We start from the raw sequence: 15,532 nt of genomic DNA on the forward strand, positions 1-15,532 counted from the left end.
TTAACCTCCTATTCCCATATTAGTGAAAATAACTGATGCTGCCATTGCTCCAACAAGGGCAAAGGACATTGTAAAATCGTTTAACCAAGTGACTTTGTATTTTGTCGCAATCTTTGAACAAATCACTGTTATCAACATACTAACTATAATTGTAAGTAAGTGAATAGTTGACTTAACTGATTGAACTGGTACGAATACTGACATCATACCAACTACAAGAACAGATAATGCAAGATCACCAAAAGGAGTATCCTTTTCTCCAGCCTTAAGTACACCTGTGTGAACTCTTTTTAATGCAACAATGTTAAAAACCATACCTGCCATAATAGCGATACTCATTACAAACATTATTGCTCCAATAACTTCAGGAGTTCCATTAGATAAAAAATCTTCAAAGCCTTCAAAGCCTGCTCCCTTAACTGATAAGTCAGCTGCCATAAGTTCGTAAGGAAGTGATCCTACTACTGAAAGTCTAAACCATGGCCAAGGTACTCCAAGGATTGGTGCAAGTGTAATAAGACCTATAATGATGGAAACTGATGGAACAATTGAAAATATTATTGAAGTTCTTATTACTGATTTGATTTTGTCCTTACCAATATTAAGCTCTCCTGCTCTTTTTATTGCCCTTTTGCAAAAAAAGATACACATTCCAAAAATAATTGCAAGTGATATACCTACTAGTAGGTATAGGGGTTTTGAATTTAGAATACTTAATAAATCCATAAACTCATCTCCTTATAAAAAATTTTTATTAGATCAGTAAGTCTCCTAGTATGTAAGGTTTTTATACTGACTTAATATACTCTTATTATATCCAACTTCGTGCTTAAAGTTAAACAATATTTTAGTAAAATAATTTATTGCATTAGTAAGTTGAGATTAATAAAAATTTTGTTTGCAACCAGCTAGCTTTAATTTTGGAAAAATTTTTTTAAAACTTTTAAAGAATAAAAAAGAACTCCCTAATCAGGAGTCCTAAAATCAAAATTTGTAATCTTTAAACTAATTTTTTTATAAAGTCCTTTGCGTTTTTATTTTTTTCTTCCAAATACCTTTCAAGGTCAGAGATAATTTCTGCTCCTCCATTGGGGTTCATAAAGTTATAGGTTCCAACCTCTACTGCTGTGGCTCCTGCCATTAAAAACTCTAAGACATCTTTGTAGTTAGATATGCCTCCCATACCAATTATTGGAATATCTACATTTTTTGCAACTTGGTGGAGGATCCTTAAAGCAATTGGTTTTACTGCTGGACCTGATAGGCCTGCGTAAGTATTCTTAAAGGGAATTTCTCCTCTGTCTAAATCAATTGCCATGCCGAGAATTGTATTTATAAGAGAAAGTCCTGTTGCACCTTCAGCTTCCACTGCCTTGGCTATGCCAACAATGTCGCCAGCGTTGGGAGAAAGCTTTACAAAAACTTTTTTGTTTGTCACCTTCATCACTTCTCTTACAACTTTTGCAGCAGAGTCCTTGTCCATACCAAAGGCCATGCCACCTTCCTTGACGTTGGGACAAGAAATATTTAATTCAATGGCAGCGAAGTCATAGTCATTTAAAATTTCTGCTGACTCAATGTATTCTTCTATAGTATTGCCACCAAGGTTGACGAAGACTTCTGTCCCAAGTTTATTCATGTCATGGATTTTTGTTTTTACAAATTCTTCAACTCCTGGGTTCTCAAGTCCTATTGAGTTTAAAATTCCTGATGGAGTTTCCCAAATTCTTATGCCTTCATTTCCCTTCTTGGGATGTCTTGTGATCCCCTTGGAAGAAATCCCTCCAAGAATCTTCGGGTCGTAAAAGTCTTTGAACTCTTCTCCAAATCCATAGGTACCACTTGCCATTATTATTGGATTTTTTAATTTTATTCCTGCTAAATCTATTTCAGTCCTAGAAGTCAAGTAGATCACTCCCCTTAAATACTGGCCCTTCCTTGCAAGATCTTCTTCTGCCCTTTTTTGTGTCACAAGAACATGATAGGCAGGCACCTACGCCACACCCCATTCTCTTTTCAAGAGATACATAGGTCCTTATGTCATGAGCTTTTGCAAGTTCAACAACTTTTTTCATCATAATTTCTGGCCCACAAGTGTAAATTAGGTCGTGGTTTTGGAAATCAATTATATCTGTTATGAAGCCGCCTTTTTTTATTTTTATGTCGCAACTAATATCTTTAAAGGCATTTTCAAGTTCAAGCTCTTCTCTTTCTCCAATGTAGAGGATGATTTTTGAATTTGCTTTAAGTTTTTGAATTTCCTTAATTAGATAGTGAAAGGGTGCAAGACCAACTCCACCACCTACTAGGGCAACTTCATCTACGTTGGCGTAGAAGGCATTGCCAAAGGGACCAAATAATTTTATCTCGTCGCCTGCTTGCAATTTTTCAAGTATCTTTGTCCCCTCTCCTCTCTTTTCAATTAGAAAGTCAACTCCATCAGTGAAGTCATAGACAGAAATTGGCCTCGAAAGAGTTGGATAAGACTCCCATGCCCTTAACATAAAAAATTGTCCTGGATAAACTTTTACATCTAGGTCTGTCCTAAGTATGAAGTAGTCCTTACACACCTCAATGTTTTCTATTACCTTCGCCATATCATTCTCCGTATGTGGTTACTGTGTCGCAATATTCGCACTTATACTCCTTCTTGTCCCTGTTGTAGAGGAAAAACTTGTGACCTGGCACTTCTCTTTCAGAGTTTGCGATGCATCTTGGGTTCTTGCAAGTCAATACACCTTCAACAAGCTCTGGCATTTCCATGCGAATTTTTTTCACCCTTTCCCCATCTTCAATGAAGTTTACTGTTGTGTGAGGAGCAATTAGTCCTAGGACTGTGAAGTCCAAGTTGTAATCTGTTTCTATCTTTATTAGGTCCTTCTTGCCCATAGAAGTTGAAAAAATATTTTGCATAAGTACAACTGTATCTGTGACCTTATCAAGTTCAAGGGCTCTATAAAGAACGCGAGCCCTGCCTGCTTCTATGTGGTCGAGTACAATTCCCTTTTTTATTTTTGAAACATTTATCATTTTGTAGCCTCCAAAAGTTTCATAATCAAAGCCATCCTGCCGTACATTCCAAATTTTGTTTGCTCAAAGTAAACTGCACGAGGGTCTTTATCCACTTCTGGTGCAATCTCATTTACTCTTGGTAGAGGATGAAGGATTATCATATCTTCCTTAGCATTTTTTAATTTTTCTTCATTTAAGATGTAGTAGTCCTTTAACCTTTCATACTCATCAGAGGATACAAATCTTTCCTTTTGAACCCTTGACATATAGAGGACGTCTAAGTCATCAATCACGCTTACAAGGTCCCTAGTCTCAACATAGTTTTCCTCGTCTATAAAGTTCTTAAAGGGCTCTGGCATCTTGAGCTCCTCTGGCGAAATAAAAATAAATTTTACATTTTCATAGCGATTAAGGGCTCTTACAAGAGAGTGAATTGTCCTTCCAAATTTTAAATCGCCACAAAGTCCTATAGTTAAATTGTCAAAGGATTTTTTGTAGTGCCTTATTGTTATTAAGTCTGCAAGAGTTTGAGTTGGGTGAAAGTGTCCCCCGTCTCCTGCATTTATAATAGGCATTGTCTTAACTACCTTTGATGCCATAAGGGCTGCCCCTTCCTTTGGGTGACGCATAGCACAAATGTCCGCATAATTTTCTATAACCCTAATGGTATCAAGTAGGGTCTCTCCCTTTGATGATGAGCTTACACCTGCGTCAGAAAATCCAATTACTCGTCCTCCCAGTCTTAGCATGGCTGTCTCAAAAGATAGTCTTGTCCTAGTGGAAGGCTCAAAAAAAAGACTAGCCAATAACTTATTGTCGCAAACATGAGAATAATCATCTGGATTTGCGATAATGTTATCAACTAGTCTAAAAATTTCTTCGTACTCTTCAGTTGTAAAATCTAGTGGCTCAATTAAATGTTTCATCCTAACCTCCATCTAATATTTTATCTTTTCTATATTACTTCAAATTTTTATAATTGTAAAGTATAATAGAAAAAATATGTTATACTTTAATAAATTAAATTTTAAGGAGCAATTATGATTTATTTAATACTAGGACACTCTGGTTCAGGCAAGTCTACAATAAGAAATGCCTTGACTTCACACGGAATCGAAAAAATTATTACTTACACTACAAGAAAACCAAGAATCTCTGAAGTGGATGGCATGGATTATAACTTCATCGACTCAGAGCTTTTTAAGAAGATGGACAAGGAGAATTTATTTATTGGGACAACTTGCTACGTTGGCAACTACTACTCAACCTTAAAGGAAGACCTTGAAAAGAATAACAACAAGCACAAGGACTGCGTTATTGTTGTGGACAAGGAAGGCGTCATAGCTATTAAAAAAGAATTTGAAAATGCCAAATCAATTTACCTAAAGTGCTCCAGGGATACTTTGAGGGATAGGATGATAAAGAGGCACGACAGTGCAAATGATATAGAAAAGAGACTTGATGTCTTGGAAGACCTTGACCCCTACGCTGACTATATCATTGATGCCGACAGGGATATAGACTCTGTCTTTGAGGATGTCATCACCTTAATAAAAAAGATCAAAGAGGGAAAATGATTTGCTTTTTCTTGACAATTTAATTTCTAGTGTTATTATAAATTCATAAGTTAATAAAACTCTTCAGGGCGAGGTGCAATTCCTCACCGGCGGTAAAGTCCGCGAGCGAAAGCTGAATTGGTGAAATTCCAATACCGACAGTATAGTCTGGATGAAAGAAGATAAATTTTAAATTTTTTGAGCCCTGCATGGGCTCTTTTTTTATAGGTGATTTAATGTATTTAGAAGATTTTAACGATATCTTTTACATGGAGCGTGCCCTTGAAATTGCAAGAGAGGGAACTGGCAAGACAAAGACCAACCCCCTCGTTGGCTGCGTAATTGTAAAAGATGACAAGATAATTGGCCAAGGTGCCCACCTAAAGTTTGGTGACAATCATGCAGAAGTAAATGCCATCCTAGATGCAAAGTCTCGTGGCGAAGACATAAGAGGTGCAACCCTCTATGTCAACCTGGAGCCCTGCTCCCACTATGGCAAGACTCCTCCTTGCGCTGAAAGAATTGTAAAGGAAGGAATAAGAAGAGTTGTCATTGGAACATCTGACCCATTTGAAAAAGTTTCTGGCAGGGGAATAAAAATTTTGGAGGATGCAGGCATTTCTGTTACAGAAGGTCTTTGCGAAGAAGAATGTTTAAACCTAAATGAAAGATTCTTCACTTACTTAAAAAACAAGAGGCCCTTTGTGGTCCTAAAGGCTGGCATGTCTCTTGACGGAAAAATTGCAACAAAGTCTGGCGAGTCCAAGTGGATTACATCAGAATTTTCACGAGCTCAGGGTCATGAACTAAGAGGTCAACTTGATGCAATAATGGTGGGAATAGGAACAGTCCTTGCAGATGACCCTACCCTTAACACCCGTCACGGCAAATATAAAAACAACCCCATAAGGATTATCACAGATTCATCCTTGAGGATTCCCCTTGATGCAAAAGTCCTAAGAGATGACTTAGATTCTATTTGTATTCTTGCTACAACAGAAAACTGCGACAAGGATAAGTTAGAAAAATTAAAGGCAATGAAAAATGTTGAAGTCATAATTTGTAAGGATAAGGACAAGAGGGTTGACCTTAAAGATCTTATGGAAAAATTAAAGGGCTACGACATCTCCTCCATCCTACTTGAAGGTGGAAGAACCTTAAATGCAGAAATGCTAAAAAATAACTTAGTTGATAAATTTTACTTCTTCATTGCCCCAATCTTACTTGGGTCCAAGGGGATACCTGCCATAGGCGACCTTGAAATTGATGAGCTCAAAGATGCAATTAGGATAAAGGATATGAAGTGCGAAAAATTATTTGATGACATACTTGTCACTGGAAGGTGTGATTAAAATTTTCACAGGAATTATAGAAGAAATTGGCAGCCTATCTGATATTAAAAGAGAAAGCGACCTCTACAGCTTGAGAGTTTCCTGCAAAAAAGTTTTGGAGGGAACAAATGTGGGCGACTCTATTGCAACTAATGGCGTTTGCCTTACAGTAACAGAATTAGGCGATGACTTTTACAAGGCTGATGTAATGGTGGAAACTATAAAGTCCACAACTTTTAAAAATTTAAAAAGAGGCGAAAAGCTAAATCTTGAAAGAGCCCTAAGCCCTTCAAAGAGACTTGACGGCCACATAGTACAAGGTCACGTTGATGGGCTTGGAGAAATAATTTCTATCCACAACCATGGAAATGAAATTGTCTACAGGATAAAGTTCGACTCCGATAATTTTAAGTACATTGCTCCCAAGGGGTCTATTGCACTTGATGGTATAAGTCTTACTGTCTCAAAGGTTGGAGAAAAATATTTTGAAGTTTCAATTATTCCAACAACTATTAGGGACACCAATCTTATAAATAAAAAAGTTGGAGATATGATTAATATTGAGACCGACATAATTGGTCGCTATGTCTACAATTTTGTAAATGCAAAAAGTGAAAGCAAAATTACTGAATCATTTTTACTAGAAAATGGTTTTTAATTGAGAGGAGATAAAATGAAAGTTAATTCTATTGAAGAAGTTGTTGAAGCTCTTAAAAAGGGAGAAATCATTATAGTAACTGACGAACCAGATAGAGAAAACGAAGGTGACATGATTCAGGCAGCAGAGTTTGCCACTGGCGAAAGTCTAAACACCATGGCTTCCCTTGCCAAGGGCCTAATCTGTATGCCAATGTCTAGGGCATACGCGGAAAAATTAAAATTAAATCAAATGGTTGCAGACAACACAGACAACCATGAAACTGCCTTTACAGTTTCCGTTGACCACGTAGACACAACTACTGGGATTTCAGCTTGGGAGAGAGCCCTAACTGCAAACAAGCTTGCAGAAGATGATGCAAAGCCAGAGGACTTTAGAAGACCTGGTCACATGTTCCCTCTTGTTGCAAAAAAAGATGGAATCTTTGTAAGACGTGGTCACACTGAAGCAACTGTGGACCTACTTAAGATTGCTGGACTTAAGGAAGTTGGACTTTGCTGTGAAATAATGCAAGACGATGGTCACATGATGCGTGGTGAAGATTTATTTAAACTTGCCCAAGAGCTTGACATGAAGATTACAACAACTGAAGAGCTACTTCTTTATAGGAAGAGACACGAAAAAATTGTAGAAAAAGTTGCTGAGGCAAAACTTCCAACAAAGTTTGGAGACTTTAGAGCCCATGCCTACATTGATAAGGTAACTGGCGAACACCACATTGCCCTTGTCAAGGGAGAAATTGGCGACGGCATGGACGTCTTAACAAGAGTTCACTCTGAATGTCTAACAGGTGACTGCTTTGGCTCATCAAGATGCGACTGCGGCAACCAACTTCACCTTGCCATGAATCAAATCGACAAGGAAGGAAGAGGCATCCTCCTCTACATGCGTCAAGAAGGTCGTGGAATTGGACTTGTAAATAAGATCAAGGCCTATGCCCTTCAAGACCAAGGCATGGATACAGTTGAAGCAAACTTGGCTCTAGGTTTCCCAGAAGACGCAAGAGATTATGCAACTGGTGCCCAAATCCTACAAGACCTTGGAGTTAAAGAGTTGCGACTTCTTACAAACAACCCAGACAAGGTTTATTCACTTCAAGAATTTGGCATGAAGATAAAAAAAAGAGTTCCAATAGAAATCCACTCAACAAAAGACGACGAGTTCTATTTGAGGACTAAGGCAGAAAAGATGAACCACATCTTGTCAGAATTTAGTACAAATAAGTAAGTTAGTAAATTAATTACATTTAATAAAATTTTAAAATAAAATTGGAGGAATTATGAAAGTTTACAGTGCAAATTTACAATCACAAGGAAAGAAATATGCAATAGTTTTAGCAAGATTTAACGAGTTTATAGTTTCAAAATTATTAGATGGCTGCCTTGATGGACTTAAAAGACATGGAGTAACTGACGAAGAAATTGAAGTAATTTGGGTGCCAGGCTCCTTTGAAATCCCCCTAGCTGCCAAAGCCTTTGCGCAAACAAAAAAATACGACGCAGTTATCGCCCTAGGCGCAGTTATAAGAGGAGCAACAACTCACTACGAACTTGTATCGGCTGAAGTTGCCAAGGGAATCGCTTCATCTTCACTTGAAACTGGAGTGCCAATTATCTTTGGAGTTATCACAACAGAAAATATTGAACAAGCAATTGAAAGAGCAGGCACAAAGGCTGGCAACAAGGGCTTCGATGCTGCAACAGCTGCTATTGAAATGGCAAACCTTCTTGGTGAGATCCGTGGATAAGAATTATATAAGAGGGGAACTTAAAAATATCAAAAGCATAATTTTTGACTTTGACGGAACCCTTCACAACACAATAAAAGTTTACTACCCTGCCTTCTCTGAGGGAGTCAAAATTTTAAAGGACCATGGATATGCCAAGGACTTTGAACTTTCTGAAGACAATGTAAAAAGATTTTTAGGAGAAAGGCCAAACTTTGCCTACGACCTTTTAGCACCTAGTGCTGACCATGACTTTAAGAAAAAAGTCATGACTCTTGTTGGTCAAAAGATGGATGAAAATATAAAAAACAGGGTTGGCAAGCTCTATGATGGAACAGAAGAAGTCTTGCAAAAACTTTCAAAGTCCTATGACCTCTACATCCTTTCCAACTGTCGTGAGTCCTACCTGGACCAAGCCCTTGATATCTATGGAATAAAAAAATATTTCAAAAAATACTACGCAGCAGAAACTTTTGACTTCATCCCTAAGGACGAAATCATTAAGCAGGAAAGAAAAAATATTAGAGAAGAAATTATCTTTGTTGGCGACAGACACCACGACATGGAGGCAGCCCGCAAAAATAATTTGAGGAGCATCTTCTGCACCTACGGCTTCGGACCAGAAGAAGGCAAAGATGCAACTTATAAAATTGACTCCATAAAAGAAATTTTAGAAATCCTATAATTCATTAAAAATAAAAATATACCATAAAAGAAAATCGAAATTAAAATTTTAAAAGGCAGCCCATTTTAGAGCTGCCTTTTATCTTTAATTAATATCTTCTTATAAAATAAACTACTAAATAATTTATTTTTCTTCTCCGTAAGGTGGAATAGGAAAAGTAAATCTCTTCCCATTTAACCTAATCCATTTTTCGTGCTTTCCATCAGAAAGTCTTTTATAGTCATGGCCATTCATGGCTTCAACTACTGGTCCATATGCCCAGTGACTATCATCCATATCAATCATAGGTGCAAGCTCTTGTGCATGAGCTTTTGCAAAATCTAAATCTGCATACCTATTCAAAATTCTGTTTGTTGAACTTACCACTTCTGCTCTTGTTATATTCTTTTCAGGTTTAAAGGTACCATCTGGATATCCACTTATCCATCCCTTATCCTCAGCTGAAGAAATAAATTTATATGCCCAATAATTTTCCTTAACATCAGAGAATTTTAGCCTTGCTTCTTCTGACAAATTATCAAATCTTGAAGCAATTGAAGCAAACTCTGCTCTTGTTATTGGAGCATTTGCTTTAAATGTTCCATCTGGATAACCAGAAACTAATTTCTTTTCACTCATAAATGTTACAGCGTAAGCATACCAGTCATTTTCTTTAATGTCTTTATAAGGCATAATATATTTTCTGCCCTTTTCTGGTCTTTCCTTTAACAATCTCGCAAACATCATAGTTACTTCTGCCCTAGTCATTGCTTTATCAGGTTCAAAAGTTTTGTCCGGATAACCCTTCATATAAGCGTAATGGTCATTAATATTTAGGATTGGTTCTCCTATTTTTTCATGATGATAATAATATTTATGCTCAGGTTTTGCTTCAGGCTTTGGTGAAGGTTTAACTTGATTTTTTACAAGTATTGTATATTGGATTGTTTTATTATCCCTTTGATCTTTAATTAAAAAGTCTTTTCCATCTTCAGTTTGTTCTCCAGTCCATTTATAATTATAAACTTCTTTTTTACCAGATTGTGAAGTAGCTTTACCTTTAAAATTACCATGAACCTTTCCTACAACAGTTAACTTACTTCCATCAGATACATTATCATTCACTTTAATTTTTGGAACTTTTAAATCTAAGGTATCTGGGACGCTTGTTACATCAGTATATAAATTAGAAAACTTAGTGTAATTTGCATTTTTCAAAGTCATTTTAACAATGATTTTATTTTTATCACGCTTAACATCACCATTTTTTATTTCAAATAATTTATTATCTGTTAATGTCACTTTTAAATCAGCAGGAATTTCTAAACCTTTAGGAATTTCTAGAGTAGCTGTAAATTCACTTTTTATATCTTTTGTTTTTATAGCGTCAGAATCTCCTGCATAACTGTCTTTTAGATATTTTATTTGGTTTTTAATACTGCTTACATTAAGTCTACCAGTATATTCGAGAACATCCCCAGCCTTAACTTCATGTAAGGCATCATGTTCAGTATCTTCACCTATTAAAATATCTCCACCTAAAGTAAGTTCTTGTGGAAGATTAACTGTAAGATTAATTGAGTCATTATCATCTTCACTTTGAGTGAAGTCTTTTCCGTCTGGTGTTTGTTTTCCAGTCCATTTATAATTAAATACTTTTGTTTTTAAATCTTTTGTTGCAACTCCTGTAAATGTGCCTGTTACTTTCCCATTTACTGTTAAATTACCTTTAGCTGTATCTTTTACTTTAATATTTGAAATTTCTAAATCTAATGTATCTAAAACACTTGTTACATCTGTATATAAATCAATAAATTTAGTATAGTCTTTTTTAAGTGTCATTTTAACAGTGATTTTATTCCCATTAGCTTCTGTGCTTTCAACTTTAAAAAGATTATTTTCAGTTAATGTTGCTTTTAAATCTTTTGGTAATTCTAAGCCCTCTGGAATTGTAAGCTCTGCTATAAATTCACTTTTAACATCTTTAGTTGTTATTTCATTTGAAGTATTATTGTTGTTTTTATCAAAATCATCTTTTAAAGATTTTATTTGATTTTTAATTGAAGAAACATCAAGTTTTCCGTCAAATGTTAAAAAGTCCTCTTTATCTACTGGATAAATACTATCATGTTCTGTGTTATATTCTTCTTCTCCTTTTTTAACAAGTAAATCGCCACCAAGAGTTAATTGAGTTGGTTTTGATACCATTATTGTATATTGGATAGAAGAGTCATCTTTTGCTTCTGAATCTTTTCCCTCTATTGATTGGTTTCCAGTCCACTTAAAGTCGAATTTTTTAATTGTATCGCCATCTTTTGCTACTGCAGAAAAATCACCTTTAACTTCTCCTCTAATCGTGAATTTTTCGCCGTCTTTTACTTTATCAAAATCTTTTAATTTTAGCCCACTAACTGTTACTGAAAGTGTATTATCTTTACCACCTGTTGAAAAGACTGCATCTTTTAATTTCTTATAATCAGTCATTCCGTCTTTAAGTTTAAATGTTACAGTTATTTTTTGTCCATTTAATTTTTTATCAATAACTTCAAAACAATCTCCAAGTCCTTTAGCTTCTACTTGTAATTTTTTAGGAGCTTCTACTTCTTTAGGTAAAGTTAAAGTAGCAGTAAAAGTTGATTTTGCTCCAGTTAAGGAAATTTTATCAAAATCTTTTTCTTCTTTTTTATTAAATATTTCTTCAATTGCTTTCATTTTATCTTTTATAGAAGAAACATTTACTTCACCTGTTAAAGCAAATTCTTTATTTTCAGAAATGATTTTTATATCTTTGCTTGTTTCTTTGCTGTCCGACCAAATGTCAGAGTCTATTGGTTCTTGTGAAGAAATTTTATTTTCATTAGGAATATTCGGATCATCTTTCCAAATTAAATAATAAGTTGTGTCTTTAGTTATTTGTGGATTTTCACCTGAAGTATTAAAGATAAAATTCTTATGATCATCAAATCTTATTGTTTTTCCACCAGCTTCTGCACTATTTGAAAAATAATTCTGATTTGAAATCACAAAACCTGCTTTTGTTGCATCTTTATCTGGTTTTAAATTGTTATGGTCAAATGTTCCCAGTAAATCAAATAATTTATCATTATATTTTGCAGTTTTCTTAAGTACTGCAACTTCGCCACCATTTGCATCTTTTTCTATAGTAAAGACATCTGTATTTTTCTTAAAGATTGAATTTTCACTAAATGTTCCGCCATTTGCTGAAAAAGAAACTTTATATTCATTATCAGTGTATTTTGCGTATAAATCTATTTGATTTTGACCTTCAGCAAAGTCTATTTTTTCTTTTGCATTATAAACTTTTCCGCTTCCGTTAGGAGTTATTGTCCAGCCTATAAATTTTTTGCCTTCTACTATAAAATCAGCTTTTTCTTTTAAGATATCATCAAAAGATAAAACTTCTATATCTTTTGCATCTTTACCTACAGAAGATATATAGTCTTTACCTGCTCCATTGTGATAGATAACTGTTTTTCTTTCCCATTTTGCGTAAACTTCTGTGTCAGCAGTTAGTTTTTCATTCCAATCAAATGCTTTTTCTTCCCCGGAAGCTGTCTTGTAGTACCATCCTAAAAATTTAACCCCATTTTTATCTGTTGGATCACCAGGATTTACATTTCCTACAACATCATCAAGTTTATAACCTCTTATTGTCTTAAATTCTTTATCTACATTAGTATTATCAGCAAAACTTGCATCAGCATTATTTAATTTAAAAGTTACTTTAGCTCCTGGTACAAAAACGTGTTTTTTATTGTCCTTTGATGGTTTAGCTACTGTATAAGTATATTCTTGACCATTTTTATTTATTGGTTTTAATTCATTTATATTACTGTCTTTAAGAGTAAAATAAGATAAATATTCATCTCCATTTTCTTTACCATTTGTTGGAGTTGTAACATTATAATTATAAGTAGAATCATAGGCTAATAGATATGAGCCACCTGTTACTACATAAGTGCTGTTAGTGTTTCTATTTGCCCCACCACAATCAGCATCTCTATTTTTTGCATCTGTATTTACTACAGAATTTCCTTTGAAAGTTAAATAACAAGGTCCATCTGTTCTTCCCGTTCCATAAGAAGGTGTCCATTTCATATTTGTGGTTTCAAAAGTTGAATTTTCAAAAATAACTTCTCCTGGACTATAGTTAATATTAAGTCCACCATCAGTACTGTTTTTTATTATAAATTTTGAATCTTTAACGACTAATTTTTCTGAAACTGTAACTCTTGAGCCATCTGCTGTAACTGTCGAATTATTTTTTATTTCTGATGGTCCAAAGAGTCCAAATGAATTCTTATATCCTGAAACTCCTTTTGCTTTATATACATAAAATTCAGAATTATCTAAATGAAGTCCCCCTTTAAATGTTCCATCTGTTTGTTTATCTGGATTAAAATAATACCATACATCTTTAGTTGTAAGAGAAGCATCTTTCATATAAAGTCCTGAATATTGTTCACTTGAGCCAAGTTTACCTTCAACATAAACGCTACAGCCAATAAACCAAGAATCAGAAGAATAAGAAAATCCACTGCCTGTTTGTTCTTTTGCAGAAATTTTTAACTTATCTTTAGATGTACCATTGATTTTTGCTCCGTCAGCCAAACTAAAAGCAGTTTCATTTTTATCTAAAACATAATTTCCGTCATTTATCTCTGCATCTTTTTTAACATTAATAGCGGTAGCATAGTCTGTCATTGTTAATGTTTTTCCATCAGCTACAGTTAAATGACTTCCTTCTGAAAGGTCAATACCCGTTCCACTGCCTTGCATAGTTACATCATTAATAAATTTTAAAGTTACTTGTTTATCAACTGTTATATTTGTTTCAGAAAGACTTACAACATTAAGTGTATCCCCGTCTTTAGCCTTTTCAATTGCCTTAGCGAAAGTTTTAAACGGTTTTTCTTTTGTACCGTCATTATCATCATTACCATTTTTACTATCAAGATAAATCTCAGATAAGTTTTTAGATTCACTTTCAGTTGAAGCTTCTCTATTTTGAGAAAGCTCCTTACTATTTCCTAGATTTTTAATATTATTAAACTTCTCATCTTCAATAGATATTTTTTCATTTTTAAAATCACTTTTCTCTTTAGTTTCATTTTCCTGTTTTACATCTTGATTACTAATATTAAGGTCTGATTCCTTATCTTCTTTTTTCTCTTTCTCTAACTCTAAATCAGCTTGTGAAGCACTAGAATCTGCATATACTATTTGCACAGATGGACACACAATCTCAACAACCATTAGTAATGCCAAGAGTAATGATATTATCTTTCTTCTCATAATTCCTCCTAATTTAAATTATAATAAACACAATATTTTCTAAAACTATAAAAGCCTTCCCTACTTACACCATTGTCCTTATATTAATCCCAATGAATGTATATAATATGTAAGCTTAAACATTTTTAGATTCCATTAATCCATATTGTTTTTATTAACGCCACTCCTATTAAATCCTCCCAATGCGTATAATATGTTAGGACATATATACTACTAATAATAATTATTATGATAATAGAAGAATTATTAAAATTCAATTAATTTTTTCAGAGTAAAAGGACATAAGCCTTCTTAATATTTTGCTGTATATAATTATCGGGAGGCTTAATTAAATAATAACTCTTTCTTATAATTATATTGCCCTTGCTTTAACAAAGTGGCTGATAAAAAAAAGAAGGCCTAAGCCTTCTTTAAAGTTTAAATAATTAATATTTGTAAAATCCTTCGCCAGTTTTTCTTCCAAGTAGTCCAGCCCTAACCATCTTCTTAAGAAGTGTGTGAGGTCTGTATTTTGGATCGCCGAATTCATTGTAAAGAACTTCCATGATTGCAAGAACAACATCAAGTCCTACAAGGTCTCCTAGAGCAAGAGGTCCCATTGGATGGTTTGCGCCAAGTTGCATTGCTGTGTCAATATCTTCAACTGATGCAATACCTTCTGCGTAAATACCAATTGCTTCGTTAATCATTGGAATTAAAATTCTATTTACAACGAAACCAGGAGCTTCGTCAACTTCTACTGGAGTCTTGCCGATTTCCTTAGAAAGTTCGATAATCATATCCTTAACTTTAGGATCAGTTTTCTTTCCAGAAATTACTTCAACAAGTTTCATTGCTGGAACTGGGTTGAAGAAGTGCATGCCAATTACTTTTTCAGGTCTTTTTGTAGCTGCGCCAATGTCAGTTATTGAAAGAGATGAAGTATTTGATGCGAGAACAGTTTTTGCGTCGCATTTTTCACATAATTCTGTAAATATAGCTTTTTTAATTTTTGGATTTTCTGTGGCTGCTTCAATGATAAGGTCACAGTCAACAAGGTCTTCAATATCACTTGAATATTTAAGATTTGCTAGAGCCTTATCCATTTCTTCCTTTGTCATTCTTTCTTTAGAAACATTTTTTTCGTAACCCTTTATGATTTTGCTTTCAGCATTCTTTAATGCTTCTGCTGCAATGTCTCTAACTATTACTTCATGATGAGTTGCAAGTACTTGAGCAATACCTGCTCCCATAGTACCTGATCCAATTACTGCTATTTTCATTGTTATC

Annotated in this window: 13 protein-coding genes and 1 riboswitch; of the genes, 6 read left to right on the forward strand and 7 right to left on the reverse strand. The window is 34.5% G+C overall.

Going from position 1 to position 15,532, the window contains the following annotated elements:
• The 5 genes from CAN42_RS08670 to pyrB form a co-directional block, all read right to left on the reverse strand.
• Nucleotides 1-726 (reverse strand): DUF5058 family protein, encoded by a 726-nt coding sequence (locus tag CAN42_RS08670; RefSeq protein WP_085876346.1) that lies wholly within the window; start codon nucleotides 724-726, stop codon nucleotides 1-3.
• A 274-nt stretch (nucleotides 727-1,000) separates the two neighbouring features.
• Nucleotides 1,001-1,906 (reverse strand): dihydroorotate dehydrogenase, encoded by a 906-nt coding sequence (locus tag CAN42_RS08675; protein ID WP_085876348.1) that lies wholly within the window; start codon nucleotides 1,904-1,906, stop codon nucleotides 1,001-1,003.
• Nucleotides 1,896-2,597: a dihydroorotate dehydrogenase electron transfer subunit gene (locus CAN42_RS08680; protein ID WP_062571835.1), complete on the reverse strand. Its 702-nt coding sequence runs from the start codon at nucleotides 2,595-2,597 to the stop codon at nucleotides 1,896-1,898. The genes CAN42_RS08675 and CAN42_RS08680 overlap by 11 nt, the downstream gene beginning before the upstream one ends.
• 1 nt (nucleotide 2,598) lies before the next feature.
• Nucleotides 2,599-3,030: an aspartate carbamoyltransferase regulatory subunit gene (locus tag CAN42_RS08685; protein WP_085876349.1), complete on the reverse strand. Its 432-nt coding sequence runs from the start codon at nucleotides 3,028-3,030 to the stop codon at nucleotides 2,599-2,601.
• Nucleotides 3,027-3,938: an aspartate carbamoyltransferase gene (gene pyrB, locus CAN42_RS08690; RefSeq protein ID WP_085876350.1), complete on the reverse strand. Its 912-nt coding sequence runs from the start codon at nucleotides 3,936-3,938 to the stop codon at nucleotides 3,027-3,029. The genes CAN42_RS08685 and pyrB overlap by 4 nt, the downstream gene beginning before the upstream one ends.
• A gap of 114 nt (nucleotides 3,939-4,052) precedes the next feature.
• On the opposite strand from pyrB, the gene CAN42_RS08695 reads away from it, so the two are divergent.
• From CAN42_RS08695 to CAN42_RS08720, 6 genes are all read left to right on the forward strand, one after another.
• A complete protein-coding gene (locus tag CAN42_RS08695; protein WP_062571838.1) occupies nucleotides 4,053-4,589 on the forward strand; it encodes a guanylate kinase in 537 nt (178 codons plus the stop codon).
• 55 nt (nucleotides 4,590-4,644) lie between these two features.
• Nucleotides 4,645-4,756: riboswitch (FMN riboswitch) on the forward strand.
• A gap of 48 nt (nucleotides 4,757-4,804) precedes the next feature.
• Nucleotides 4,805-5,920, forward strand: coding sequence for a bifunctional diaminohydroxyphosphoribosylaminopyrimidine deaminase/5-amino-6-(5-phosphoribosylamino)uracil reductase RibD (ribD, locus tag CAN42_RS08700; protein ID WP_085876351.1), 1,116 nt, complete (start codon nucleotides 4,805-4,807; stop codon nucleotides 5,918-5,920).
• On the forward strand, nucleotides 5,913-6,557 hold the full coding sequence (gene ribE, locus CAN42_RS08705) for a riboflavin synthase (protein ID WP_085876352.1): 645 nt from the start codon (nucleotides 5,913-5,915) through the stop codon (nucleotides 6,555-6,557). Before ribD ends, ribE begins: the two co-directional genes overlap by 8 nt.
• A gap of 15 nt (nucleotides 6,558-6,572) precedes the next feature.
• Nucleotides 6,573-7,784 carry a bifunctional 3,4-dihydroxy-2-butanone-4-phosphate synthase/GTP cyclohydrolase II gene (locus CAN42_RS08710; protein ID WP_085876353.1) on the forward strand — a complete coding sequence of 404 codons (1,212 nt, stop codon included), beginning with the start codon at nucleotides 6,573-6,575 and terminating at the stop codon, nucleotides 7,782-7,784.
• A gap of 52 nt (nucleotides 7,785-7,836) precedes the next feature.
• The gene (gene ribH, locus CAN42_RS08715) at nucleotides 7,837-8,304 is read left to right on the forward strand and encodes a 6,7-dimethyl-8-ribityllumazine synthase (RefSeq protein WP_085876354.1); all 468 of its coding nucleotides are present in this window, start codon (nucleotides 7,837-7,839) and stop codon (nucleotides 8,302-8,304) included.
• The gene (locus tag CAN42_RS08720; RefSeq protein ID WP_085876355.1) at nucleotides 8,297-8,968 is read left to right on the forward strand and encodes an HAD family hydrolase; all 672 of its coding nucleotides are present in this window, start codon (nucleotides 8,297-8,299) and stop codon (nucleotides 8,966-8,968) included. Before ribH ends, CAN42_RS08720 begins: the two co-directional genes overlap by 8 nt.
• 123 nt (nucleotides 8,969-9,091) lie before the next feature.
• Here the strand turns inward: CAN42_RS08720 and CAN42_RS08725 are convergent, their stop codons facing one another.
• Together CAN42_RS08725 and CAN42_RS08730 are read right to left on the reverse strand one after the other, a co-directional pair.
• Nucleotides 9,092-14,263 carry an S-layer homology domain-containing protein gene (locus CAN42_RS08725; protein ID WP_085876356.1) on the reverse strand — a complete coding sequence of 1,724 codons (5,172 nt, stop codon included), beginning with the start codon at nucleotides 14,261-14,263 and terminating at the stop codon, nucleotides 9,092-9,094.
• A gap of 425 nt (nucleotides 14,264-14,688) precedes the next feature.
• Nucleotides 14,689-15,525, reverse strand: coding sequence for a 3-hydroxyacyl-CoA dehydrogenase family protein (locus CAN42_RS08730; RefSeq protein ID WP_085876357.1), 837 nt, complete (start codon nucleotides 15,523-15,525; stop codon nucleotides 14,689-14,691).
• Nucleotides 15,526-15,532: the final 7 nt, after the last annotated feature.

It is taken from the genome of Peptoniphilus vaginalis (assembly GCF_900176605.1).
GTDB lineage: Bacteria > Bacillota > Clostridia > Tissierellales > Peptoniphilaceae > Peptoniphilus_A > Peptoniphilus_A vaginalis.